General features: G+C 72.1%; 21 protein-coding genes and 1 pseudogene. 7 read left to right on the top strand and 15 right to left on the bottom strand.

Translation table 11 applies throughout. The annotated features are described in order from the left end of the window. Position 1: 1 nt before the first annotated feature. From ribBA to ACX12L_RS20315, 3 genes are all read right to left on the bottom strand, one after another. Positions 2-1,123, bottom strand: a complete 1,122-nt coding sequence (ribBA, locus tag ACX12L_RS20325) for a bifunctional 3,4-dihydroxy-2-butanone-4-phosphate synthase/GTP cyclohydrolase II (protein ID WP_459264254.1) — start codon at positions 1,121-1,123, stop codon at positions 2-4. Between the two features lie 137 nt (positions 1,124-1,260). Further along, the gene (locus ACX12L_RS20320) at positions 1,261-1,548 is read right to left on the bottom strand and encodes a 2Fe-2S iron-sulfur cluster-binding protein (RefSeq protein ID WP_459264253.1); all 288 of its coding nucleotides are present in this window, start codon (positions 1,546-1,548) and stop codon (positions 1,261-1,263) included. A gap of 356 nt (positions 1,549-1,904) precedes the next feature. Further along, positions 1,905-2,786, bottom strand: coding sequence for an NUDIX hydrolase (locus ACX12L_RS20315; protein ID WP_459264252.1), 882 nt, complete (start codon positions 2,784-2,786; stop codon positions 1,905-1,907). A gap of 126 nt (positions 2,787-2,912) precedes the next feature. On the opposite strand from ACX12L_RS20315, the gene ACX12L_RS20310 reads away from it, so the two are divergent. The 3 genes from ACX12L_RS20310 to ACX12L_RS20300 all read left to right on the top strand — a co-directional run bounded on the left by ACX12L_RS20310 (position 2,913) and on the right by ACX12L_RS20300 (position 7,694). Then, positions 2,913-3,821: an SDR family NAD(P)-dependent oxidoreductase gene (locus ACX12L_RS20310; RefSeq protein ID WP_459264251.1), complete on the top strand. Its 909-nt coding sequence runs from the start codon at positions 2,913-2,915 to the stop codon at positions 3,819-3,821. 118 nt (positions 3,822-3,939) lie between these two features. Beyond that, positions 3,940-5,469 (top strand): glutamate--cysteine ligase, encoded by a 1,530-nt coding sequence (gene gshA, locus ACX12L_RS20305; RefSeq protein ID WP_459264250.1) that lies wholly within the window; start codon positions 3,940-3,942, stop codon positions 5,467-5,469. 44 nt (positions 5,470-5,513) lie between these two features. Continuing rightward, positions 5,514-7,694 carry an FUSC family protein gene (locus ACX12L_RS20300; RefSeq protein ID WP_459264249.1) on the top strand — a complete coding sequence of 727 codons (2,181 nt, stop codon included), beginning with the start codon at positions 5,514-5,516 and terminating at the stop codon, positions 7,692-7,694. On the opposite strand, the gene ACX12L_RS20295 is transcribed toward ACX12L_RS20300, so the two are convergent. Both ACX12L_RS20295 and ACX12L_RS20290 read right to left on the bottom strand, forming a co-directional pair. Beyond that, a complete protein-coding gene (locus ACX12L_RS20295; protein WP_459264248.1) occupies positions 7,660-7,884 on the bottom strand; it encodes an oxidoreductase-like domain-containing protein in 225 nt (74 codons plus the stop codon). The two genes, ACX12L_RS20300 and ACX12L_RS20295, sit on opposite strands and share 35 nt — an antisense overlap. A 1-nt stretch (position 7,885) precedes the next feature. Continuing rightward, positions 7,886-8,110: a hypothetical protein gene (locus ACX12L_RS20290; RefSeq protein WP_459264247.1), complete on the bottom strand. Its 225-nt coding sequence runs from the start codon at positions 8,108-8,110 to the stop codon at positions 7,886-7,888. A 54-nt stretch (positions 8,111-8,164) separates the two neighbouring features. Here ACX12L_RS20290 and ylqF point away from each other — a divergent pair, with 54 nt between their 5' ends. Continuing rightward, positions 8,165-9,124 (top strand): ribosome biogenesis GTPase YlqF, encoded by a 960-nt coding sequence (ylqF, locus tag ACX12L_RS20285; RefSeq protein ID WP_459264246.1) that lies wholly within the window; start codon positions 8,165-8,167, stop codon positions 9,122-9,124. An 81-nt stretch (positions 9,125-9,205) separates the two neighbouring features. Here the strand turns inward: ylqF and ACX12L_RS20280 are convergent, their stop codons facing one another. The 3 genes from ACX12L_RS20280 to ACX12L_RS20270 are packed head-to-tail and all read right to left on the bottom strand — an operon-like array spanning position 9,206 to position 12,136. After that, positions 9,206-11,029: a hypothetical protein gene (locus ACX12L_RS20280; RefSeq protein ID WP_459264245.1), complete on the bottom strand. Its 1,824-nt coding sequence runs from the start codon at positions 11,027-11,029 to the stop codon at positions 9,206-9,208. 46 nt (positions 11,030-11,075) lie between these two features. After that, positions 11,076-11,795, bottom strand: a complete 720-nt coding sequence (locus tag ACX12L_RS20275) for a pseudouridine synthase (protein WP_459264244.1) — start codon at positions 11,793-11,795, stop codon at positions 11,076-11,078. A 47-nt stretch (positions 11,796-11,842) separates the two neighbouring features. Continuing rightward, the gene (locus ACX12L_RS20270) at positions 11,843-12,136 is read right to left on the bottom strand and encodes a hypothetical protein (RefSeq protein ID WP_459264243.1); all 294 of its coding nucleotides are present in this window, start codon (positions 12,134-12,136) and stop codon (positions 11,843-11,845) included. Between the two features lie 100 nt (positions 12,137-12,236). Here ACX12L_RS20270 and ACX12L_RS20265 point away from each other — a divergent pair, with 100 nt between their 5' ends. Continuing rightward, a complete protein-coding gene (locus ACX12L_RS20265) occupies positions 12,237-13,163 on the top strand; it encodes a DHH family phosphoesterase (protein WP_459264242.1) in 927 nt (308 codons plus the stop codon). 50 nt (positions 13,164-13,213) lie between these two features. On the opposite strand, the gene ACX12L_RS20260 is transcribed toward ACX12L_RS20265, so the two are convergent. From ACX12L_RS20260 to ACX12L_RS20250, 3 genes are all read right to left on the bottom strand, one after another. Further along, the gene (locus ACX12L_RS20260; RefSeq protein ID WP_459264278.1) at positions 13,214-14,473 is read right to left on the bottom strand and encodes an MFS transporter; all 1,260 of its coding nucleotides are present in this window, start codon (positions 14,471-14,473) and stop codon (positions 13,214-13,216) included. Positions 14,474-14,517: 44 nt separating this feature from the next. Continuing rightward, positions 14,518-15,480, bottom strand: a complete 963-nt coding sequence (locus ACX12L_RS20255) for an IS110 family RNA-guided transposase (RefSeq protein ID WP_459264241.1) — start codon at positions 15,478-15,480, stop codon at positions 14,518-14,520. Positions 15,481-15,647: 167 nt separating this feature from the next. Next, positions 15,648-16,109: a thermonuclease family protein gene (locus ACX12L_RS20250; protein ID WP_459264240.1), complete on the bottom strand. Its 462-nt coding sequence runs from the start codon at positions 16,107-16,109 to the stop codon at positions 15,648-15,650. Between the two features lie 98 nt (positions 16,110-16,207). On the opposite strand from ACX12L_RS20250, the gene rarD reads away from it, so the two are divergent. Next, positions 16,208-17,083: an EamA family transporter RarD gene (gene rarD / locus ACX12L_RS20245; protein WP_459264239.1), complete on the top strand. Its 876-nt coding sequence runs from the start codon at positions 16,208-16,210 to the stop codon at positions 17,081-17,083. Positions 17,084-17,116: 33 nt separating this feature from the next. Here rarD and ACX12L_RS20240 read toward each other — a convergent pair whose 3' ends face one another. Together ACX12L_RS20240 and ACX12L_RS20235 are read right to left on the bottom strand one after the other, a co-directional pair. Next, positions 17,117-17,683: a pseudouridine synthase gene (locus ACX12L_RS20240; protein WP_459264238.1), complete on the bottom strand. Its 567-nt coding sequence runs from the start codon at positions 17,681-17,683 to the stop codon at positions 17,117-17,119. Further along, on the bottom strand, positions 17,680-18,546 hold the full coding sequence (locus ACX12L_RS20235; protein ID WP_459264237.1) for a peptidoglycan DD-metalloendopeptidase family protein: 867 nt from the start codon (positions 18,544-18,546) through the stop codon (positions 17,680-17,682). Before ACX12L_RS20235 ends, ACX12L_RS20240 begins: the two co-directional genes overlap by 4 nt. A 206-nt stretch (positions 18,547-18,752) precedes the next feature. On the opposite strand from ACX12L_RS20235, the gene ACX12L_RS20230 reads away from it, so the two are divergent. Beyond that, positions 18,753-20,156: an aspartate ammonia-lyase gene (locus ACX12L_RS20230; protein WP_459264236.1), complete on the top strand. Its 1,404-nt coding sequence runs from the start codon at positions 18,753-18,755 to the stop codon at positions 20,154-20,156. 72 nt (positions 20,157-20,228) lie between these two features. Here the strand turns inward: ACX12L_RS20230 and ACX12L_RS20225 are convergent, their stop codons facing one another. Further along, positions 20,229-21,035, bottom strand: a complete 807-nt coding sequence (locus tag ACX12L_RS20225) for a DUF4377 domain-containing protein (RefSeq protein ID WP_459264235.1) — start codon at positions 21,033-21,035, stop codon at positions 20,229-20,231. A 95-nt stretch (positions 21,036-21,130) separates the two neighbouring features. After that, positions 21,131-21,244 (bottom strand): annotated as a pseudogene (locus tag ACX12L_RS20220) (IS5/IS1182 family transposase); the annotation flags it as partial.

Below are 21,244 nucleotides of genomic sequence, written 5' to 3'. Positions count from 1 at the left end.
TTTATTCCTTGGGGATGTATCCGGTGATTTCCAGGCCGTAGCCCGCCATGCTGGGCATGCGCCGCGGCTGGCCCATGAGCTGCATGCGCGCCACGCCCACTTCGCGCAGGATCTGCGCGCCCACGCCGTAGGTGCGCAGGTCCATGCGGCCGCGCTCGGGCGCCTGGGCGGCGCGGGCGCGGCCCTCGAACTGCGCGAGCAGCTGTTCGCCCGTCTCGCCGCAGTTGAGCAGCACGGCCACGCCCCGGCCCTGGGCCGCGATGTAGCGCAGGCTCGCGTCCAGGCTCCAGGAGTGCATGGCGCGGCTCGCCTCCAGCGTGTCGAGCACCGACAGCGGCTCGTGCACGCGCACGGGCACGCTCTCCTGCGCGTCCCACTGGCCCTTGACCAGCGCCAGGTGCACGCCCTGGCTGGGCTCGTCGCGGAAGGCATGGGCGGTGAACTCGCCGAACGCGGTCTGCATGGGGCGCGAGCCCGCCTTGTGCACCAGCGACTCGGTGCGGCTGCGGTGCTCGATCAGGTCGGCGATGGTGCCGATCTTGAGGCCGTGCTCGGCCGCGAACAGCTGCAGGTCGGGCAGGCGGGCCATGGTGCCGTCGTCCTTCATCACCTCGCAGATCACGGCGGCGGGGCTGCAGCCGGCCATGGCGGCCAGGTCGCAGCCGGCCTCGGTGTGGCCGGCGCGCATGAGCACGCCGCCGTCCACGGCCTGCAGCGGGAAGATGTGGCCGGGCTGCACCAGGTCGGCGGCCACGGCGCCCGGGGCCACGGCCGCTTGCACGGTGCGCGCGCGGTCGGCGGCGGAGATGCCGGTGGTCACGCCCTCGGCCGCCTCGATCGAGACGGTGAAGGCCGTGCCCATCTTGGTGCCGTTGCGCGCCACCATGGGGGGCAGCTGCAGGCGCTCGCAGCGCTCGCGCGTGAGGGTCAGGCACACCAGGCCGCGGCCGAAGCGCGCCATGAAGTTGATGGCCTCGGGCGTCACGTGGTCGGCGGCGATGACCAGGTCGCCTTCGTTCTCGCGGTCTTCCTCGTCGACCAGGATGACGATGCGGCCGGCGGCCAGCTCGGCCACGATGTCTTGCACGGGCGAGATGGGCGCGGGCGTCAGGGGGGTGTTCATGCGGAGCTTTCAGGGAAACCGTGCGCGGGCGCGGCGGCAAATTCCCGGCGGGTGGCCCAAAGAACATGCGCAGCGGCCACGGGCCGCACGGGTGGGGGATGCGTGGATCCCGAAGCGGGCGATTTTAGCGCGCGCGGCTATATCGCCGGCGCCTGCAGCGTCACGTCGCTGGCCGGGCGGGCCACGCAGGGCAGCACCCAGCCCTCGGCCTTTTCCTCGGCCGAGAGGCCGGGCCAGTCCATCTCGTAGCGCACCTGGCCCTGCACCAGCAGGCACATGCAGGTGCGGCAGGTGCCGTTGCGGCAGGAGCTGGGCCAGTCGATGCCGCCTTGCTCCAGCGAGGCCAGCAGGGGCTGGTCGGGCCAGGCGTCGCACTGCGTGCCGTCGTCGCCCACGCGGGCGGTGAAGAAGGGTGGGGTGCTCATGGATTGCGGGAGTGGTTTTGAATGAAAAATGGGGCTGGCCCTTGCTGGTCAAGCGCAGGCAGCTACTGAAAACATAGTATCCGGAAGGCGTTCCGAACCGGCCGTGCATTGCCTGTTTTTTAGGCAGGACAGGGGCGGCCCATGCAAATCAAGCACTTGCGGGCGCCATACAGGACTTGTCAAAAGTTATCCACACGATTGTCCAGCCCGGGCTGGGATAAGCCGGCCCATCCTGCCTAAAAAACAAGCAGTGCGAAGGAAGCCATTGCAAATCAATGGCTTGCATGCGCCATACAGTGCTTGTCCGTGGTTATCCACATGATTATCCAGCGCGGCCAGGGATAACCCGCGGTGCATCAGGCAAACAGGGATTCGAAGCCATCTCCTGGAAAGAAGCGCCGCTCGCGCTGGTACAGCCGCGTGGGGCCGGGCAGGGCGCTTTCGCGCACCGAATGCCGGGGGTCGCCGGGGTAGCAGATGACGCGCGCGCCCTCGTGCTCGAAGGCCTCGGGCAGTATGGTGGGCGGGCGCCGCAGCCGCGCCTGTTCCATCACGCTGCGCACGCTGGCGTGGCGCGCCAGGTGCGCCAGGCTCATGATCTGCGGCGGCGCCAGGTCGATCTGGCCGTCGCGGTAGCGCTCCAGGGCGCTGCGCGGCGCGATCCAGATGCTGGCGGTGGTCTCCTCGTCGTCGTGCCCGGCCTCCTGGCCGTCGGGCGCCTGGGCCACGAAGAAGCGCGTGTCGAAGCGGCGCGTCGCCATGGCCGGCGTCACCGGGGTGATCCAGCGCGACCAGGCGCACATCCGGCGCGTGGCCAAGCGCAGCTGCAGCGCCGCCAGCACCTGGGCCAGCGGCTGGCCTTCGTGCAGCATGGCGCGGGCGCGCGGGGCGTCCACCGGGGCTTGGGCCTGCAGGGGCTCGGCCAGCAGCAGGCCGCATTCCTCCAGCGCCTCGCGCAGCGCCGCCACATGCAGGCCGGCGGCGGTGGCGGGGTCCAGGGCGCTCTCGCCCAGGCCCTCGTGCAGCGCCTGCGCCGGCTGGTCCAAGTGGGCGGCGCCGTCGCGGTCGGCGGCGTCGAGCTTGCCGCCCGGGAAAACATAGGCCCCGCCCATGTTGGCCATCTGCGCATGGCGGCGCAGCAGCAGGGTCTCGATTCCCGAGGGGGTGTCGCGCAGCAGCACCACGGTGGCTGCGTCGCGCGGGGTCTCGGGGGTGCTGGGGGTGGGTACGGGTTGCATGGTGTGGTTCGTGATGATGTGGGTGGTTGGAGTCTCGGACGTTTCCTGCCGCATTGTCCTTCTGGCGTAGAGTGACGCCTTCGCAGGCGGACGTTCCGCATGCACCTTAGCAGGAGTCAATGCAGTATGGAGATGGATTTCAAGGGCCGCGTGGCCATCGTGACGGGCGCCGGCGGCGGCCTGGGCCGCCAGCATGCGCTGGCGCTGGCCGCGCGTGGCGCCAGGGTGCTGGTCAATGACCTGGGCGGGGCGGTGGACGGCAGCGGCGGCTCGGCCGGCGCGGCGCAGGCCGTGGTCGACGAGATCCGCGCCGCTGGCGGCCAGGCGCTGGCCAATGGCGCCTCGGTGACCGACTTCGCGGCCGTGCAGGCCATGGTGCAGCAGGCCATCGACGCCTGGGGCCGCGTGGACGTCCTGGTGAACAACGCCGGCATCCTGCGCGACAAGTCGTTCGCCAAGATGGACATGGCGGACTTCCAGCTGGTGGTCCAGGTCCACCTCATGGGCGCGGCCCATTGCTGCAAGGCCGTGTGGCCGCACATGCAGGCGCAGAAATACGGGCGCATCGTCATGACGACCTCGTCCACGGGCCTGTACGGCAACTTCGGCCAGGCCAACTACGGCGCGGCCAAGCTGGCGCAGGTGGGCCTGATGCAGACGCTGGCCATCGAGGGCGCCAAGTACGGCATCCACGTGAACGCCCTCGCGCCCACGGCCGCCACGCGCATGACCGCGGGGCTGATGCCCGACGACGTGCTGGCGCGGCTCGCGCCCGAGGCCGTGGTGCCCGCCATGCTGGTGCTGGCGCACGAGAGCGCGCCCACGCGCACCATCCTGTGCGCGGGCGCCGGCAGCTTCGAGGCCGCGCACATCACGCTCACCCAGGGCGTGCACCTGGGGTCGGGGCAGGACGTGCCCGAGCAGCTGGCCGCGCGCCTGGCCGAGGTGTGCGACCGCGCGGGCGAGCAGGTGCCGCAGAACGGGTCCGCCCAGGGCGCGAACGAGGTGCGCCTGGCCATGGACGCGGTCGCCTAGCGCGGCCGGGCGGCGCGGCACTGCCGCGCGACGCGGTTCCCGGGCATTGACGCGGCTTCAGGCAGCCGCTGGCGCGGCGTGCTAAGTTCCGGCCCCACGCCAAAGTTGGAACAACAAGATGAGCACTCTGCAACAGAGAATCGCCGCGCTGCCGGCCGAGCGCCTGGCCGGCATGCGCCGCGGCATGGAAAAAGAGGGGCTGCGCGTGCTGCCCACGGGCGGCCTGGCGCTCACGCCGCATCCGCAGGCGCTGGGCTCGGCCCTCACGCATCCCAGCATCACCACCGACTACAGCGAGTCGCAGATCGAGCTCATCACCGGCGCGCACGCGGGCGTGCAGGGCTGCCTCGATGAACTGACCGAGATCCACCAGTACGTGCTGCGCACCCTGGCCGAGGCCGGCGGCGAGATGCTGTGGGTCTCCAGCATGCCCTGCGGCCTGCCCACGGACGAGACCATTCCCATCGGCCGCTACGGCAACTCGCACATCGGCCGCGCCAAGAGCATCTACCGCATGGGCCTGGCGCACCGCTACGGGCGGCGCATGCAGACCATCTCGGGCATCCACTACAACTGGTCGCTGCCCGGCGTGACGAGCGAGGAATACTTCGCGCTGATCCGCAACTTCCGCCGCCATGCCTTCGTGCTGCTGTACCTGTTCGGCGCCTCGCCGGCGCTGTGCCCCTGCTTCGTGCAGGGGCGCCAGCACGGCCTGCAGCCCATGGGCGATGGCACGCAGGCCCTGTACCTGCCGCACGCCACCTCGCTGCGCATGGGGCGGCTGGGCTACCAGAGCGACGCCCAGGCCAGCCTGAACGTGAGCTACAACGGCCTGTCGGGCTACGCCGACTCGCTGCACGAGGCCTTGACGCAGCCGTACCCGGCCTACGAGGCCATCGGCATCCGCAACATCGGCGGCGACTACAACCAGCTCGGCACCAGCCTGCTGCAGATCGAGAACGAGTTCTACGGCACCATCCGCCCCAAGCGCACCGTGCGCCGCGGCGAGCGCCCGCTGCACGCGCTGCGCGAGCGCGGCGTGGAATACGTCGAGGTGCGCCTCATGGACCTGGACCCGTTCGAGAGCGTGGGCATCACCGCCGCGACCATGCGCCTGCTGGACGTGTTCCTGCTGCACTGCCTGCTCACCGACAGCCCGCCCGACACGCCGCAGGAGATCGCCGAGTGCAAGCACAACCAGCACCAGACGGCCGAGCGCGGGCGCGAGCCGGGCCTGCTGCTGCAGCGGCGCGGCCAGCCCGTGGCGCTGGCCGACTGGGCCGCGCAGGTGCTGGACGAATGCGCGCCCATCGCCGCGGCCCTGGACCAGGCGCAGCAGGGGCAGGACTATGCCGCCGCGCTGCGCCAGGCCCGGGCCGTGCTGGCCGACAGCGCGCTGGCCCCGTCGGCGCGCGTGCTGGCGGCCATGCAGGCGCAGCCGGGCTGCGGCTTCGAGGCGTTCTCGTTCGCCCAGTCCGCCAAGGCGCGCGACCGGCTCCTGGCGCTGCCCTGGAGCGCCCGGCAGCAGGCGCATTACGAGGCGCTGGCCGCACGCTCGCTGGCCGAGCAGAAGGACATCGAGGCGCAGGACGAGCTGCCCTTCGAGGACTGGCGCCAGCAGTACATGGACCCGCGCCAGCTCGGCTGAACCCCGAACCGCCCGCCCCGGCGGCGGGGGCGCACCATCCGGCCATGCCCATTCCCCTCGCATCCCGCCTGCACGCCGCCCGGCGGGTGCTGCTGTCCCACTACGTCGCCAACGGCGCGGCGGCGGCCCTGGGGCTGCTGCTGATCTCGGCCCTGGTGCACCTGTGGCTGGGCAGCGCCGCCGCATCGGCCGCCACCGTGGGTGCCATCGTCGCCATTCCGCCGGACATGCCCGCGCCGCGGCGCGGCAAGCTGCTGCACATGCTGCCGGCGCCGCTGCTGGCGCTGCCGCTGTTCCTGGTGGTGCAGCGCCTGCACGACGCGCCCTGGATGCTGGGCCTGCTCATCGTGCCCGCGAGCTTCCTGGCCTTCCTGGCCATGGCCTGGGGCAAGCGCGGCGCGCCCGTGGCCATCGCCGCCGTGCTGGCGCTGGTGTTCTCCATGGCGGTGCCGGCGCCGGCCGAAGGGGAGGGCTGGCGCGCGGCGCTCACCACCACCTTCCACTTCGGCCTGGGCGCGTTCCTGTACCTGCCCTGGGCGGTGCTGGCCAACCGCGTGCTCAACGGCCGCTACCGCGTGCAGCTGATCGCCGACGTGCTGCTGTCGCTGGCCGCGCTGATGCGGCTGCAGGCACTGCAGTTCACGCCCGTGCTGGCGCTGGGCGAGCGCGACAACCCGCTCATGGGCGCGCTCCTGCTGCGCCAGGCCACGTTGGCCGACCAGCTGCAGGCGGCGCGCGACATCGTGCTCGAAGCGCCCGCCAGCGCGCGCCAGCAGCAGCTGGCCGGCATGCTGCTGTGCGCCCTGGAGATGCGCGACCACCTGCTGGCCAGCGCGCTCGACCTGGAGCAGCTGCGCCGCCAGCCCGAGCAGGCCGGGGCGCTGGAGCGCCTGCACACCGAGCTGCTGGCGCAGGCCGGCGCGCTCGCGCAGCTGGCCGATGCGCTGCTGCTGGCGCGCAAGCCCGAGCTGCACCCGCGCCCGCGCCCCGACCTGGGCGCGCTGCAGGAGCCGGCCCAGGCCGGCTTCACCCCCGCGCGGCTGGCGCGCGGCCTGGCGTACCGCATCGGCCACATCCATGACGAAGTGGGCCAGCTCATCGCCCTGGCGCGCGGCGAGCGCGCGCCCGACCTGGCCCTGGTGCGCGTGTACTGGCAGATGTTCGTCAGCCCCACGGGCTGGGGCTGGAAGCCCTTGCGGGGCCTGTGGCGCTGGCGCGCCGCGCCCCTGCGCCACGCCATGCGCGCGGCGCTGGCCATCGGCGTGGGCTATGCCGTGTCGCAGCTGCTGCCCTGGCGCGAGCATGCCTACTGGATCGTGCTGACCATCATCGTCGTGCTGCGCGGCAGCCTGGCGCAGACGCTGGAGCGGCGCAACGAGCGTGTCGCGGGCACCCTGCTCGGCTGCCTGATCGCGTCGGCCGTGCTGGCGGCCGACCTGCCGCCCTGGGCGCTGCTCGCCTGCGTGACGCTGGCGCAGGCCGTGTCCCACTCCTTCACCCTGCGGCGCTACCTGTTCACCGCCGTGGCGGCCACGGTGCTGGGCCTGGTGCAGGCGCATCTGCTGGGCGCGGGCGGCAGTGCCGGCTTCGTGCTGCTGGAGCGCATGGCCGATACGCTGATCGGCGCCGGCATCGCCTGGGCCTTCGCCTATGTGCTGCCCTCATGGGAGCGCCAGCAGATACCGGCCCTGGTGGCGCGCACCCTGGCGGCGCAAATCCGCCACGCGCGCGAGGCGCTGGCGCTGGGCCAGCTGCAGGCCGTGGACAACCATCCCGAGCTCGCCTGGCGCCTGGCGCGGCGCGAGGCCTACGACAGCCTGGGCGCCCTGGTGCAGGCCACGGCGCGCGCCTGGAAGGAGCCGCGCGCCGTGCGCCCGCCGCTGGCGCCGCTGGAGCGCATGCAGGTGCACTGCTACCAGCTGCTGGCGCAGCTCACGGCCGTCAAGTCCATGCTGCTGCTGCGCCGGGGGCATCTGCGCAGCGAGGAGGTGCAGGCGCCCCTGCAGGCCGCGGCCGAGCGGCTGGAGGCGATATTGACCGGCACCGCCGCGCAGGCGCCGCAGGGCCCGCAGCCGGACGGCGCGGGCCCATCCGAATCCCTGCCGCCGCTGGTGGAGGCCGACCTCACCCCCTGGCTGCTGCGCCGCCTGCACCTGTCCGAGGAACTGGCGCTGCGGCTGCACGGCGAGGCTATGGCGGTGGTGGCGCCTCTGCAGGCCGGATAGGGCCGGGGATCCGCTCGCGCGCATCCTCGCACCACCACTGCGCTGCCGCGTAGAACCCCTCCCACACGCACCCGTTGCACCCTCGCCCGCAGCAGCTCGCGGGCTCGGGCGGCGGCGGGCGCAATGCCACGCCTGCGCGCGCAGCTTCGGCCTGCAGGGCGGCGAAGCGCCGGCGCGTGGCTTCGAGCATTTCAGCGGCGGCCGCGGCGCCAGCGGACGAGGCCGTAGCGCGCCAGGAGGGCGCAGCCCAGCACCAGGGAGAACCAGCCCGCCAGGTAGGCCTGGCCCATGAGGTCGCGCACGCCGGGCGAGCGCGCCACGTAGGGGGCGAGCAGGATGATGGCGCCGATGAGCGCGCAGGTCACGCCCTTGAGCAACAGCTCGGAATCTTGCTTGCGCTGGGAGGAAGGGGGCATGGGGCGATTATCCTTGCCGCTTCCCCGAAGTTTGATGAGTGAAAGTACAGCCCCATGGCCATCCAGTGGTTTCCCGGTCACATGCACCTGACGCGCAAGGCGATCGGCGAGCGCATCAAGGACATCGACGTGGTGATAGAGCTGCTGGACGCGCGCCTGCCGGGCTCCAGCGGCAACCCGCTGCTGGCCGAACTCACGGGGCACAAGCCCACGCTCAAGGTGCTCAACAAGCAGGACGTGGCCGACCCCGCGCGCACGCCTGCGTGGCTGGACTGGTACAACGCGCGGCCCGGCACGCGCGCCATCGCGCTCGACGCCTCGGACGCCGCGCCCGCGCGCCGGCTCGTCGAGGCCTGCCGCCAGCTCGCGCCCAACCGGCGCGGCCTGTCGCGGCCCATGCGGGGGCTGGTCGTGGGCATTCCCAACGTAGGCAAGTCCACGCTGATCAACACCCTGTCGGCCAAGCGCGAGGCCAAAACCGGCGACGAGGCCGGCGTCACCAAGCAGGAGCAGCGCATCGTGCTCGACGATGACTTCTACCTCTGGGACACGCCGGGCATGCTGTGGCCGCGCATCATCGTGCCCGAGAGCGGCTACCGCCTTGCCGCCAGCGGCGCGGTGGGGCGCAACGCCTACGACGAGGAGGAGGTGGCGCTGGAGCTGCTGGCCTACGTGAAGCGCCACTACGCGCCGCTGCTCGACGCCCGCTACAAGCTGGGCCTGGACGCGCAGGCCATCGGCGCCAGCCACGACGACGAGCTGCTGGCGCTGATCGCGAAAAAGCGCGGCGCGGTGATGAGCGGCGGGCGGCTGAACCTGCAGAAGGCCGCCGAGATCGTGCTCACCGACCTGCGCAGCGCCGCCCTGGGCCGCGTGACGCTGGAGACGCCCGGGGAGTTCGAGGCCTGGCTGGCCGCCGCCCGGCAGCAGGAGAAGGAGCGCGCCGAGCGCAAGGCCGAGCAGCGCAAGCGCGACGAGCGCCGCGCGCGCAATGCGCCGCGGGACGATGGGTAGGCTTTTTAGATGAAAAATGGCTCCAGCGCCCGTCCATCAAGCGCTGGCAGCTATCAATAGCAGAGCTTATCGCCGCTGCCGCTACCAGGCCAGCGGCGCGGGCGCGCCGTCCCAGAAGATGAAGCGCCGCACTTCCGCGTAGCGCGAGGTGCCCGGCAGATAGGGGTCGATGCCGCTGCCCTTGCGCAGCAGCACCAGGTAGCCGCCGGCGGTGCCCACGGCCAGGGCGTGGCCGTCCGGGGCCATGGCGATGCTACGTATGGCCCCGCCGATGTGGTGGCGCCACAGCGTGCGGCCATCCTCGGCCAGGCCGTGCAGGTCGCCGTCGGCGTCGCCGCGCACCGTGAGGCCGTGGGCGGCGGCCGTGGGCGCGCCGTCGATGTCCGCCGTGGGGGTCGGCTGCGGCGCAGGCGCGGGGGCGATGCGCAACCCGTCGGCGCCGACCTCCCACCAGGCGCCGGCCTGCGCGCCGTGCGCCGCCGCGACATGCGCCAGCAGCCGGCCGTCCGCCTGCCACAGCACGGGGCCCACGGCCCGGCCGCCGCGCGCCGCGCGGTAGGCGAGGGCGCCGGGCGCGAACGCGAAGCGGCGGTGAAAGCGTGCCGAGAGGTCGGCGTCCGCCCAGGCGTGCACGGCGCGCGCCAGCTGCAGCACGGCGCCGGCCTGGGCGCCGCGCGGGTCGATCACGGGCAAGGCTGCTGCACCGCCATCCTCCTGCGCGGGCGGCTCCGCCATGCGCTCGGCCTGCAGCGCCCAGCGCTCGCGCACCAGGGCGGCGTGGGCGCGGCCGGTGCGCTGCCATTCATGGGACAGGGCCATGATCTGCGCGCCGAACACCTCGGCGTCGGGCTCGTCGGGCGCGAACGGGGGCGTGCGCGGCAATGGCGGGGCGGGCGGGCCGTCCGGCGGCGGCGCCTGCTGCGCGCGCGCGTGCTCCGCGTACAGGCGCTGCTCCAGCGTGGTGAACAGGCGCAGCAGGCGCGCCATGTGGTCCACGGCGTCGTTGGGCAGGCTCTGGCGCGCGTCGCTCTGGCGCTGGGCATAGCTCAGGCGCAGGCCCGGCGGGTGGGCCGTGCCCTCGTGCGGCGCGTCGTCATCGACCAGGTCGATCTGGTAGCAGGCATGGGCGTCGTCCTCCGCGTCGCCCGGCGCCTCGCTGCCGTTGCGCCAGCTGAGCTTGAGTGCGCGGCCCCAGCTGCGGCCGCCCTCATGGCCGGGCTGGCGCGCGCCTATCCACACGTCGCCCTCCCACCAGCCGTTGCGCTCGGGGTCCCACCAGTCGTTGTAGCGGCCGGTGAAGACGGGCAGCAGGGTCAGCGCCCGCACGCGCTCGGGCGTCAGGGCGGCGTGCAGGCGCGCGCGCAGCGGCCGGCCCGCGCGGCGCTGGCCCTCGGCGCGGCGCCAGTAGCCGATGACGCCGCGCCAGGCCTCGGCGCAGGCCTGCAGCGCCTCGGGCGGCGCGTCGTGCAGGCCCTGCCAGGGGCCGGGCTCGCCCGTGGCGCCGTAGCCGCGGTACTGGCGCACCAGGCCGTCCGTCACCGTGGGCGCCGCTGGCTGGCGCAGCCGCGCCCAGGCCTGGGCGAACAGGCTGGCATGGGCGGCGGGGTCGTCGTGCGGCAGCGCGAGCCAGAAGTCCCAGCGCTTCCAGACGGTGATGAACAGGCCGTCGTGGTAGGCGTCCTGCTCTTCGTCGACGTGGCTGCGCGTGAACAGGAAGTCCGTCTGCCCGAACCAGCCCGCGGCCTTGTGGCGGCTGCTGTCGGGCAGGGCGGCCCTGAGCAGCTGGCGCAGGGCGGCGGCGTCCATGGACTCGCCGGGGCACAGCGTGGCGTCCTCGGGCAGGCCGTCCTCGCGCAGTGCGTCCGTGCCGGGCTCGGCAGAGTCGATGGGCGGTGTGGTGGGCATGGTGTGCGGCGGGTTGGCGTGCAGCGCATGGTAGCGCGGCGCGGCGCTATGCGGCCATCCACGGCAGCGTGAACACGCGCGCCTGCCAGTCGCGCCAGGGGGCGTCGGGCGCGCAGGGCAGGGGCGCCGCGGCGGGCGGCCAGGGCAGGCCGCTGTCGATCGTGAGCATGCGCCCGTCCTGCGGGTGCGGCAGGCGCAGGCGCCAGGCGTGCAGCCACAGCCGCTGCAGGCCCAGGCGCTCGGCCCACCAGCGGTTGAGCGGGCCCTTGCCGTGCGTGGCGTCGCCCAGGATGGGGTGGGCGGCGTGCTTGAGGTGGCGGCGGATCTGGTGGCGCCGCCCGGTCGTGGGCTCGGCCAGCACCAGCGATGCGCGCGTGGTGGCGAAGCGCGGGTCGCTGGGTTCGGGCAGCTCCAGCCGCGCAAGGCGGGTAAGAAGCGTGTGCGCGGGCTGGGCGGGGGCGTCCTGCGGCGCGTCGTCGGGGCGCAGCGGGTGGTCCACCTCGGCCAGCGGCGGGGCCCAGCCGCGCACCAGCGCCAGGTAGCGCTTGTGCACCGCGTGGCGCGCGAAGGTGTCGGCCAGGGCGCGCGCGGCCGCGGGGTGCAGGCCCATGACGAGCACGCCGCAGGTGCCCTTGTCGAGCCGGTGCACGGGGTAGACGTGGCGGCCGATCTGGTCGCGCAGGGCCTGCACCACGAAGCGCGTCTCGCCGGCGTCGAGCCCCGTGCGGTGCACCAGCCAGCCGGCGGGCTTGTAGAGCGCCACCATGTGCTCGTCCTGCCACAGCAGGTGCAGCGGGGGCGTGGAGCCGGGTGTCAGGAGTCGCGCCCCGGCGTGAACTGGATGGTGCTCAGGCCCGTGTCGGGCGCATCCCGGTTGCGGCGCGGCGTGAGCCAGTACACCTTCAGGCCGTGCAGCCAGGCGCCCAGGTAGACGATGGACAGGGCAAAAATGCCCCATTGCCCGGCCTTCCACGAGGCGTAGAACCAGAACGGCTGCCCCAGCAGCCCGAAGATGCAGGCCCAGCGGCGCAGGCCCGCGCTGCGCGTCTGCGACAGCCAGGCTGCGGTGGCGCCCAGCAGGGCGATGGCGATCTGGTCGAGTCCCATGAAACGGTGGCTGGTTGGGTGACGTGGAAAATACGCGCTGGATGTTTGTACAGCATGATAGCAGCCTGCCTGGCGCCTGCCTGCAGCACAATGCGCCGCCATGATGATGTCCCCGCGCTCCGCCATTTTGCCGCTGCCCCTGCTGGCCGCGCCCCGTGCCGACGATCCCCGGCCCCTGGTCCTCTACCACGGCCGCTGCGCCGACGGCTTTGCCGCGGCCCTTGCGGCCTGGCGCTTCTATGGCGGGCAGGTGCAGTGCCTGGGCCTGTCGCACGGCCAGGCGGCCACGGTGGACGACTTGCCGCCGCTGGAGGGCCGCGCCGTCTACGTGCTGGACTTCTCCTTCGCGCCCGCGCTGCTGGCCGGGATCGACGCGCGCGCCGCCAGGCTGGTGTTGCTGGACCACCACAAGAGCGCGGCCGAGCAGCTCGCGGGCTTTGCCTGCCGCTGCGGCGCGGTGCATTTCGACATGGCCAAGTCCGGCGCGCGCCTGGCCTGGGAGTTCTTCCACCCCGAGGCGCCGCTGCCCGACCTGGTGCGCCATGTGGAGGACCGCGACCTGTGGACCTGGCGGTATCCCGAGACGGCGGGCTTCGTGGCCGCGCTCGACATGGAGCCCTTCGACTTCGCGCGCTGGAGCGCCATCGCCGACTTCTCGCCCGCCGAGGCGGCGGCCTTCGTCGCGCGCGGCCAGGCCATGGACGAGAAGTTCCGCCACCTGGCGCAGGACGTGGCCGGCGGCGCCCGGCCGCTGGTGTTCAACGGCGAGGCCGGGCTGATGGTGAATGCGCCCGGGGCCTTCCACAGCCTGGTGGGCGAGCTGCTCTCGAAGCAGAGCGGCACCTACGCGCTGATGTGGGCCGTGGGCGGCGACGGGCAGGTCAAGGTGGGCCTGCGTTCGCAGCGCGGCTACGACTGCTCGCCGCTGGCCGTCCGCATGGGCGGCGGCGGGCATGCGCAGGCCTGCGGCTTCCGCATGCCGGCCGAGCGGCTGGCCGAGCTGCTGAGCGGCAGCTTCGATTCATAGCCAAATCGGGCTCCAGCGCTTGTCTGGAAAGCGCTGGCAGCTATCAAAGTCTAAGCAGCTTCCTCGAACTTGTCCACGCGCCGCAGCGTGGGAAACAGGCGCGCCCACAGCCCCACCACGCCCAGCGTGCACAGGCCCCCGAGCACGGCGGCCGGCACCGCGCCCACCCATGCGGCGCTGGTGCCCGCGCGGAATTCGCCGAGCTCGTTGGACGAGCCGATGAACAGCATGTTCACCGCGTTCACGCGCCCGCGCATCTCGTCGGGCGTGGAGAACTGCACCAGCGCGCCGCGGATGTAGACGCTGACCATGTCCGCCGCGCCCGCCACCATCAGCGCCGCGAACGACAGCGCGAACACCGTGGAGAGCGAGAACACCAGGTTGGCCAGCCCGAACACCGCCACGGCGGCGAACATCGTGCGCCCCACGCGGTGGTCGAAGGGCCGCATGCTCAGGTACAGGCCCGCGCCCACCTCGCCGATCGCCATCGCGCTGCGCAGCGCGCCCAGGCCCTGCGGGCCCACGTGCAGCACCTCCTGCGCGTAGATGGGCAGCAGCGCCACCACGCCGCCGAGCAGCACCGCGAACAGGTCCAGCGAGATGGTGCCCAGGATGATGGGCCGCGAGCGGATGAAGCGTATGCCCGCCCCGAAGCGCTGGAACATGCTGCCCAGCGCGGGCCCGATGGGCGCCGCGTGGTCCACCGCCACGCGCGCCAGCAGCAGCGTGCCCAGCGCGAAGCAGGCCATGCACACCGCGTAGGCCAGCCGCGCGCCGCCCACCGCGTAGAGCACGCCGCCGAGGAACGGCCCGCCGATGGTCGCCATGCGCATGATCATCCCGTTGGCCGCCACCGCCTGCGCGAGCTGCCCGCGTGGCACGATCTGCGGCAGCAGGCTGGAGAGCGCCGGCGCCGAGAACGCGCGCGAGCAGCCGAACAGCACCAGCACCGCGTAGATGCCATCGACCCCCGCCGCGCCATGCCCGGCCAGCCACCACAGCAGCGCGCTGCACACCGCGCCCGCCGCCCAGCTGGCCGCCAGGATGGGCTTGCGGCTGAAGCGGTCGATCAGATCGCCCGCGGGCAGCAGCAGGACCAGCATGGGCAGGAACTGCGCCAGCCCCACGTAGGCCAGCGCCATGGGCGCGCGCGTCAGGTCGTACACCTGCCAGGCCACCACCACGGCCTGCACCTGCGTGGCGAACACCGCCACCAGGCGCGCCGTGAGAAAGGCGACGAACCCCCTGTGGCGGTAGACGTTGGAGTCGGCGGGGAAATCGGTCACGGTGCGGGGCGCAAAGCGGGCGATCCTACCGCCGCCGGCTCAATCGCGCTGAGTAACCGTCTTCAAAGTCAAGCGCCGTGAAGCGATTTGTCCCAGGGTTTGCCGGTTCTGACCATGGCGTTGAGCGTGGTCAGCAGCTTGCGCATGCAGGCGACCAGGGCGACCTTGGGCAGCTTGCCCGCGGCTTTCAATCGCTCATAGAAGGCCTTGATGGCGGGGTTGTAGCGTGTGGCTGTCAGCGTGGCCATGTACAGCACGCGGCGGATTTCAAAGCGCCCGCCCTGCACCCTGCGCCGTCCCTTTTTGTTGCCCGAGTCATTGGCTATGGGCGCCACACCCACCAGCGCGGCGATCTCGCGCCGGTTCAGCCGACCCAGCTCCGGCAGCTCGGCAATCATCGCGGCACTGGCCACCGGGCCGATGCCCGCTGCCGACTGCAGCAGCCGGTCCAGCTCGCCAAAGTGCTCGCGCACGTGAGCAACCATCTGCGCCTCGATCTCGCCCAGCTGCGCCTTGATCGCAGCCACGATGGCCTCGATGCTGGCATGCAGCTTCTTGGGCGTGATCTGCAGGCGCTGGCGCTCCGAATGGAGCATGGTCAGCAATTGGCGCCTGCGCGTGACCAAGGCCGCCAGCCACTGCTGGCGTTCATCGGCCAGCGGGCACAGGAAGCGAGCGAGGTCGTCGCGGCGCACCAGCACCGAGCCCAACTCGGCCAGCATGCGTGCGTCCACCGCGTCGGTCTTGGCCAGCCGGCCCATGGACTTGGCGAAGTCGCGCGCCTGGCGCGGGTTGACCACCGCCACGGGCAAGCCCGCTGCCTGCAGCGCACAGGCCAGCGCCGCCTCGTAGCCTCCGGTGGCCTCCATCACCACCAGGCTCACGCCCAGGGGCTGCAGCATCGTAGCCAGTGCCGAATGGCCTTCGGCATCGTTGTTCAACCGCTGGGCCTCGCTCTTGGCGCCCAGCACATAGACATCCACGTGGGCCTTGGCCACGTCTATGCCCACCGTCACTGACAAAACAGACATGATCTTCAGATCCCTTTCTTGTGCATGCGCACTCATCGAAGGCGCGCGTAACCGTTCGGGCTTGATGAAGATCAGCGCGGTGGCCGTGCGCTCTGTACTCAGCGACGGGCTCGATCACCCCAGAGGTGTTCAAACTGCACGGGCCGGCCTGCATGCCTCAACGGCATTCAGACTCTACCGCTCCGATCTGAATTGAAGATCATGAACACGTTCTGATGGCGGCGCCGGTAGTCCCACGGCGCCATCGGGTGCTTCTGCGACCACAGGCCCGTGCGGCTCGCTTGTGCGTGCCGCTGCAGCCGCTCCAGGTCGGGCTTGCCCGCGCGGTACACCCAGGCCAGCCCCGCGCGCACCTGCGCGGCGGCCACGTCCTGCCCGTTGCAGCGCACGTGGGCCAGCGTGCGGCCGTATGCGTCGTGCCCCAGCGTGTGCAGCCGCGCCTGCTGGCGAAAGCACAGCCGCGCGAGGTTCTGCCGCGCGCGCTGGCCGAAGGCCTGCCTGCGCTCGGGCGCGTCGATGGCGGCCACGCGCACGCGCATGGGGCGGTGCTCGCCGCAGCGCACGGTGAGCGAATCGCCGTCGCCGATGGCGATCACGAGGCAGAGCAGGGCGGAGGCGGCAGCGGGCATGGGCGGCGAAAAGGCGCCGCACTATACCGGACACATGCCGGGCCGGTGCGCGCATTCGCGGACAATCGCGCGTTCGCCGCTTCCATTCGCCTCGCATCGTGTTCAAGGGTCTCGCCGCTTCCGTCGCCGCTTCCGTGCTGTTCGGCGCGCTCTACTACCTGGCGCCGCTGCTGGCGCCGCTGGACGGCGAGCAGATCTTCGGCTGGCGCGTGCTGTGCACGCTGCCGTTCACCACCGTGCTGCTGCTCGCGCAGGGGCAGTGGCCGCGCGTGCGGCTGCTGGCGCTGCGGGCGTGGCGCCAGCCGCTCCTGGCACTGGGGCTCGCGGGCAGCGCGGCCATGCTGGGGGTGCAGCTCTGGCTGTTCCTCTGGGCGCCGCTGCATGGGCGGGCGCTGCCGGTGTCGCTGGGCTACTTCCTGCTGCCGCTGGTGATGGTGCTGGCCGGGCGCGTGCTGTACCGCGAGCGCCTGTCGCGCCTGCAGTGGCTGGCCACGCTGCTCGCGGCCGCGGGCGTGGCGCACGAGGTGCTGCGCACCGGCGGCATGTCGTGGGAGACGTGGCTCGTCGCGCTGGGCTACACCGTGTACTTCGTGGCGCGCCGGCGCATGCGCACCGACCACCTGGGCGGGCACTGGCTGGACATGCTGCTGCTCGTGCCCGCGGCGCTGTGGTTCGTGCTGCGCGCGCCCTCGTCGCTGCCGCTGGTGGCGGACAACGCGCACCTGTGGGCGCTGGTGCCGGTGCTGGGCGTGGTGAGCGCCGTGGCGCTGGCGCTGTACATGGCCGCCAGCCGCCTGCTGCCGCTGGGGCTGTTCGGCCTGCTGAGCTACGTGGAGCCGGTGCTGCTGGCGCTGGTGGCGCTGCTGCTGGGCGAGAGCATCGGCGCGGCGCAGTGGCCGACCTACGGGCCCATCTTCGCGGCGGTGGCGGTGCTGGTGATCGATGGCGCGCTGCGGCTGCGCCAGCGCGGTTGATCGCAAGCCAAATCGGGCTCCAGCGCCCGCCCATCAAGCGCCAGCAGCTATCGTTTCAGTATCGTCCCACGCGCCGGGCGCCAGCCTGTCCAGCGTGTACGGGCCGATGGCCGCGCGCACCAGGCGCAGCGTGGGGTGGCCCACGGCGGCCGTCATGCGGCGCACCTGGCGGTTGCGGCCCTCGCGGATGACGAGTTCGATCCAGCTGTCGGGGATGTTCCGGCGCACGCGGATCGGCGGGTCGCGCGGCCACAGGGCGGGCGGCGGCTCCAGGCGGCGCACGCGCGCGGGCAGGGTGGGGCCGTCGTTCAGCGCCACGCCCGCGCGCAGCGCGGCCAGGGCGTCGTCGCCGGGGATGCCCTCGACCTGCACCCAGTAGGTCTTCTCCATCTTGTGGCGCGGGTCGCTGATGCGCGCCTGCAGCCGGCCGTCATCGGTCAGCAGCAGCAGGCCCTCGCTGTCGGCGTCCAGCCGCCCGGCCACGTAGACGCCGGGCAGGGCGATGAAGTCCTTGAGGCCGCGCCAGCGCCCCTCGGGCGTGAACTGGCTCAGCACGCCGTAGGGCTTGTTGAAGCGGATCAGCCGCGCGCGGGTCTTCATGCGGGCAGGAACAGGGCGGGGTCCACCATGGTGCGGTTCAGCATCACGCCCCAGTGCAGGTGCGGGCCGGTCACGCGGCCGGTGGCGCCCACCTTGCAGAAGGCGTCGCCCGCGCGCAGCCGGTCGCCCGCCTGGCAGTCCACGCGGCTCAGGTGGCAGTACATGGTGAGCAGGCCGCCGCCATGGTCGAGCCAGACGGTGCCGCCGTTGAAGAAATAGTCGCCCACGTCGATCACCCGGCCCGGCAGCGGCGCCGCGACGGGCGTGCCCGTGGCGGCGGCGATGTCCATGCCGCTGTGCGGGTTGCGCGCCTGGCCGTTGAACACGCGGCGCAGCCCGAAGCTGCTGGAGCGCGGCCCCGGCACGGGCTGGCGCATCTGCAAGTCGTCCGGCAGCGGGGTGGAGAAGGCCGCCATGACCTGCTGCTGGTGGGCGCGCTCGCGCTCGTGGCGGGCCAGGTCCTCGGGCGCGAGGTCCACGGTGCGCGGCGCCACCGTCAGGCGCTGCTCGCGGTACTGCTTGGGCGCCACGCGGTAGGCGATGCGGCGCCCGGGCGCGTCCTGCGTGGCCTGCACGGCCACGTGCGCCTCGCCCACGGGGGCGGCCAGGGGAATGCCCACGAGGGCGGTCCATTCGATCGCGTCGCCCAGGACCAGCACGGGCGCGCCGTCCGGCATGCGCACCACGGGCCGTTCGGGCGCGGGCCCCAGCGGCAGGCGCGCCACGCCGCCGGGCACGCGCAGGTCCTGGGGCCAGGGGCCGGAGGGCGGGGCCGCCCAGGCGGTGCGGGAGGCGAGCAGCGACAGGCCCAGCGCCTGCAGCAGCGTGCGGCGCGGGCGGGCGGAAGAGGGCAGGTCAGGCATGGGCGGCAAGTGTAGAGGCGGGGGGGGTATGCGCGAAAGTAAGGAGGCCATGCGCGGGGCGGGCATTGGGCCATAATCGCGCCCCAATGCCCTGTGCGGCGGCGCATCACCTGCTTTCCGGGTGTGCTTCGGCGGCCAGGGCATTGCCACGTCAGGCGCCTCGGCGCCTTTTTTTCCATCCATTTTCGAAAGAAAGCCCGTTAGCCATGCGTCAAGAACACGACTTCATCGGCATCAAGACCATCCCTCCCGACGCGTACTGGGGCGTGCACACCGCCCGTGCCGTGGAGAACTTTCCCATCACCGGCCACACGGTGGCCCAGATGCCCGCGCTGATCCGGGCCTTCGCCTTCGTCAAGAAGGCCGCCGCCCACGCCAACCTGCAGCTGGGCGCGATCGACGAAACCCAGGCCCGCGCCATCGCCTCGGCCTGCGACGACCTGATCGCCGGCCAGCTGCACGAGCAGTTCGTCACCGACGTGATCCAGGGCGGCGCCGGCACCTCCACGAACATGAACGCCAACGAGGTGATCGCCAACCGTGCCCTGGAGCACCTGGGATTGCCCAAGGGCAGCTACGACGCGATCCACCCGAACGACCACGTCAACGCATCGCAGAGCACGAACGACACCTATCCCACGGCGGTCAAGATCGCCACCTATTTCGGCATCCAGGAGCTGCTCGGCGCCCTGGCCGCCCTGCGCGGCGCCTTCGAGGCCAAGGCGCGCGAATTCGCCGGCATCCTCAAGATCGGCCGCACCCAGCTGCAGGACGCCGTGCCCATGACGCTGGGCCAGGAGTTCGCGGCCTTCGCCTCCATGATCGCCGACGACGAGCGCCGCCTGCGCGAGTCGGCCTACCTGATGACCGAGGTGAACATGGGCGGCACGGCCATAGGCACGGGCATCAACGCGCCGCTGGGCTACGTCGACGCGGTGGTCCCGAAGCTGGCCGAGCTCTCGGGCGTGCCGGTCAGGGCCGCCGCCAACCTGATCGCCGCCACGTCCGACACGGGCGCCTTCGTCGATATTTCCGGCGTGCTCAAGCGCATCGCCGCCAAGCTCTCCAAGATCAGCAACGACCTGCGCCTGCTGTCCTCGGGCCCGCAGGCGGGCGTGGCCGACATCCGGCTGCCGGCGCGCCAGGCGGGCTCGTCCATCATGCCGGGCAAGGTCAACCCGGTGATCCCCGAGGCGATGAACCAGGTGTGCTTCGAGGTGATAGGCAACGACGCGGCCATCACCATGGCCTGCGAGGCCGGGCAGCTGCAGCTCAACGCCTTCGAGCCGCTGGTCGCCTGGGCGCTGCACAAGAGCCTGCACCACCTGGCCCGCGCCTGCCATACGCTGCAGGTCAACTGCGTGGAGGGCATAGCTGCCAACCAGGGCCTGCTGGACGAGCGCATCGCCGCGTCGGTGACGCTGGTGACGGCACTGAACCCGCTGATCGGCTACGAGAAGGCCGCGGCCATCGCCAAGGCCGCCATCGCCACGGGCAAGCCTATCGCCGAGGTGGCCGAGGACCTGGGCATCATGGGCCGGGCCGAGATGCAGAAGCTCCTGGTGGCCGAGCGGCTGACCCAGGCCGGGGCGATCAAGGCCGTCCACTGAGACTATCGAAAAAATAGCTGCAGGCGCTTTCTGTACAAGCGCTGCAGCCGTTTTTGGCGTAATGCCGGGCGCCTACTTCATGCGCTCGGACTCGACCACCATGTCCAGCACGTAGGCATAGGCCGATGCGTCGGCCGGCGGGTTCTGGCGCTTGAAGCGGTTGATGCGCAGCACGTTGCGCATGCCGGGCTCGTGGGTGTAGCCCTGCACCTCGTCATAGAACACCTGCCATTGCCCCACGTGGGTCTTGACGCCGTTGTCGCCGTAGCGGATCTCGCGCACGCGCAGGCACTGGGCGTTCTTCACCACGCCATGGCTGCAGGCCACCCGCTCGGGCGCCACTTCCAGGAACATGCGCTCGCCGGGGCCGCCGTACTGCGTCTGCGGCGTGGGCTGGCCGGCCAGCTCCCAGCGGCTGCCGTCGGCAAAGAACAGCTGCAGCCGCGGCGTGCCGCCGGCGCTCAGCTGGTAGCGCTTGACGGTCGGCAGCTGCGCGCCCACGCGCTGCTCCAGCCGCATCAGATCCTTGTCGGCGCAGGCGCGCATGGTGGACACGGGGCGGCCGAACTGCATGTCGTCGCCCTGCGTGCCGAAGCTGGCGCCCAGCATGTTGCACAGGTTGCGCACGCTCAGGCGCTGGCCCTCGAAGTGCAGCTGCATCGGGGCGTGGCCGGCCACGCGCCAGCCGTCGTCGGGCCTGCCCTGCGCGTCGAAGGCGGACGCCAGGTTCCAGTCGTGGGAGGAGAGGCTCGGGGCGCCGTGCTGCGCGGTGGTGGAGGGCATGGGGGCCGGGGCTTGCGGCGGGGCGCTGGCGCAGGCGCCCACCAGGGCGGCCAGGGCCAGCGCGGCCAGGGTCTTGATGGCTTGCTTGTCGTTCATGGCGGGATTGGACGCGGGCAGGGTGGCAAAGGTTCACCCCCGGGCTCCCGGGAATTGTGAACAAGTTAGATCGTGAACACGTTCTTAGAACCTGTTTACGATCTCCTGAGTAGCAACGCCAAGAACGCCAAGTGGATGAACTGCAGGCTGGTGTTGAGCAGGCGCTCGCAGTTCTTCCACAGCCTGCGGTTCTTCTCCAGCCAGGCAAA

This window comes from Alicycliphilus sp. T452, assembly GCF_054512775.1.
The sequence above is the reverse complement of the archived record's forward strand: the minus strand, read 5'-3'. Positions and strand labels throughout refer to the sequence as shown.

Excerpts from the sequence above, each read along its gene's own strand:
- ACX12L_RS20225 (WP_459264235.1), bottom strand. The coding sequence starts at position 21,035 with ATGAACGACAAGCAAGCCATCAAGACCCTGGCCGCGCTGGCCCTGGCC.
- ylqF (WP_459264246.1), top strand. The coding sequence starts at position 8,165 with ATGGCCATCCAGTGGTTTCCCGGTCACATGCACCTGACGCGCAAGGCG.
- ACX12L_RS20270 (WP_459264243.1), bottom strand. The coding sequence starts at position 12,136 with ATGGGACTCGACCAGATCGCCATCGCCCTGCTGGGCGCCACCGCAGCC.
- ACX12L_RS20235 (WP_459264237.1), bottom strand. The coding sequence starts at position 18,546 with ATGCCTGACCTGCCCTCTTCCGCCCGCCCGCGCCGCACGCTGCTGCAG.
- gshA (WP_459264250.1), top strand. The coding sequence starts at position 3,940 with ATGAGCACTCTGCAACAGAGAATCGCCGCGCTGCCGGCCGAGCGCCTG.
- ACX12L_RS20310 (WP_459264251.1), top strand. The coding sequence starts at position 2,913 with ATGGAGATGGATTTCAAGGGCCGCGTGGCCATCGTGACGGGCGCCGGC.
- ACX12L_RS20255 (WP_459264241.1), bottom strand. The coding sequence starts at position 15,480 with ATGTCTGTTTTGTCAGTGACGGTGGGCATAGACGTGGCCAAGGCCCAC.
- ribBA (WP_459264254.1), bottom strand. The coding sequence starts at position 1,123 with ATGAACACCCCCCTGACGCCCGCGCCCATCTCGCCCGTGCAAGACATC.
- ACX12L_RS20265 (WP_459264242.1), top strand. The coding sequence starts at position 12,237 with ATGATGATGTCCCCGCGCTCCGCCATTTTGCCGCTGCCCCTGCTGGCC.
- ACX12L_RS20300 (WP_459264249.1), top strand. The coding sequence starts at position 5,514 with ATGCCCATTCCCCTCGCATCCCGCCTGCACGCCGCCCGGCGGGTGCTG.
- ACX12L_RS20315 (WP_459264252.1), bottom strand. The coding sequence starts at position 2,786 with ATGCAACCCGTACCCACCCCCAGCACCCCCGAGACCCCGCGCGACGCA.
- ACX12L_RS20240 (WP_459264238.1), bottom strand. The coding sequence starts at position 17,683 with ATGAAGACCCGCGCGCGGCTGATCCGCTTCAACAAGCCCTACGGCGTG.
- ACX12L_RS20250 (WP_459264240.1), bottom strand. The coding sequence starts at position 16,109 with ATGCCCGCTGCCGCCTCCGCCCTGCTCTGCCTCGTGATCGCCATCGGC.
- ACX12L_RS20275 (WP_459264244.1), bottom strand. The coding sequence starts at position 11,795 with ATGGTGGCGCTCTACAAGCCCGCCGGCTGGCTGGTGCACCGCACGGGG.
- ACX12L_RS20295 (WP_459264248.1), bottom strand. The coding sequence starts at position 7,884 with ATGCTCGAAGCCACGCGCCGGCGCTTCGCCGCCCTGCAGGCCGAAGCT.
- ACX12L_RS20280 (WP_459264245.1), bottom strand. The coding sequence starts at position 11,029 with ATGCCCACCACACCGCCCATCGACTCTGCCGAGCCCGGCACGGACGCA.
- ACX12L_RS20230 (WP_459264236.1), top strand. The coding sequence starts at position 18,753 with ATGCGTCAAGAACACGACTTCATCGGCATCAAGACCATCCCTCCCGAC.
- ACX12L_RS20290 (WP_459264247.1), bottom strand. The coding sequence starts at position 8,110 with ATGCCCCCTTCCTCCCAGCGCAAGCAAGATTCCGAGCTGTTGCTCAAG.
- ACX12L_RS20320 (WP_459264253.1), bottom strand. The coding sequence starts at position 1,548 with ATGAGCACCCCACCCTTCTTCACCGCCCGCGTGGGCGACGACGGCACG.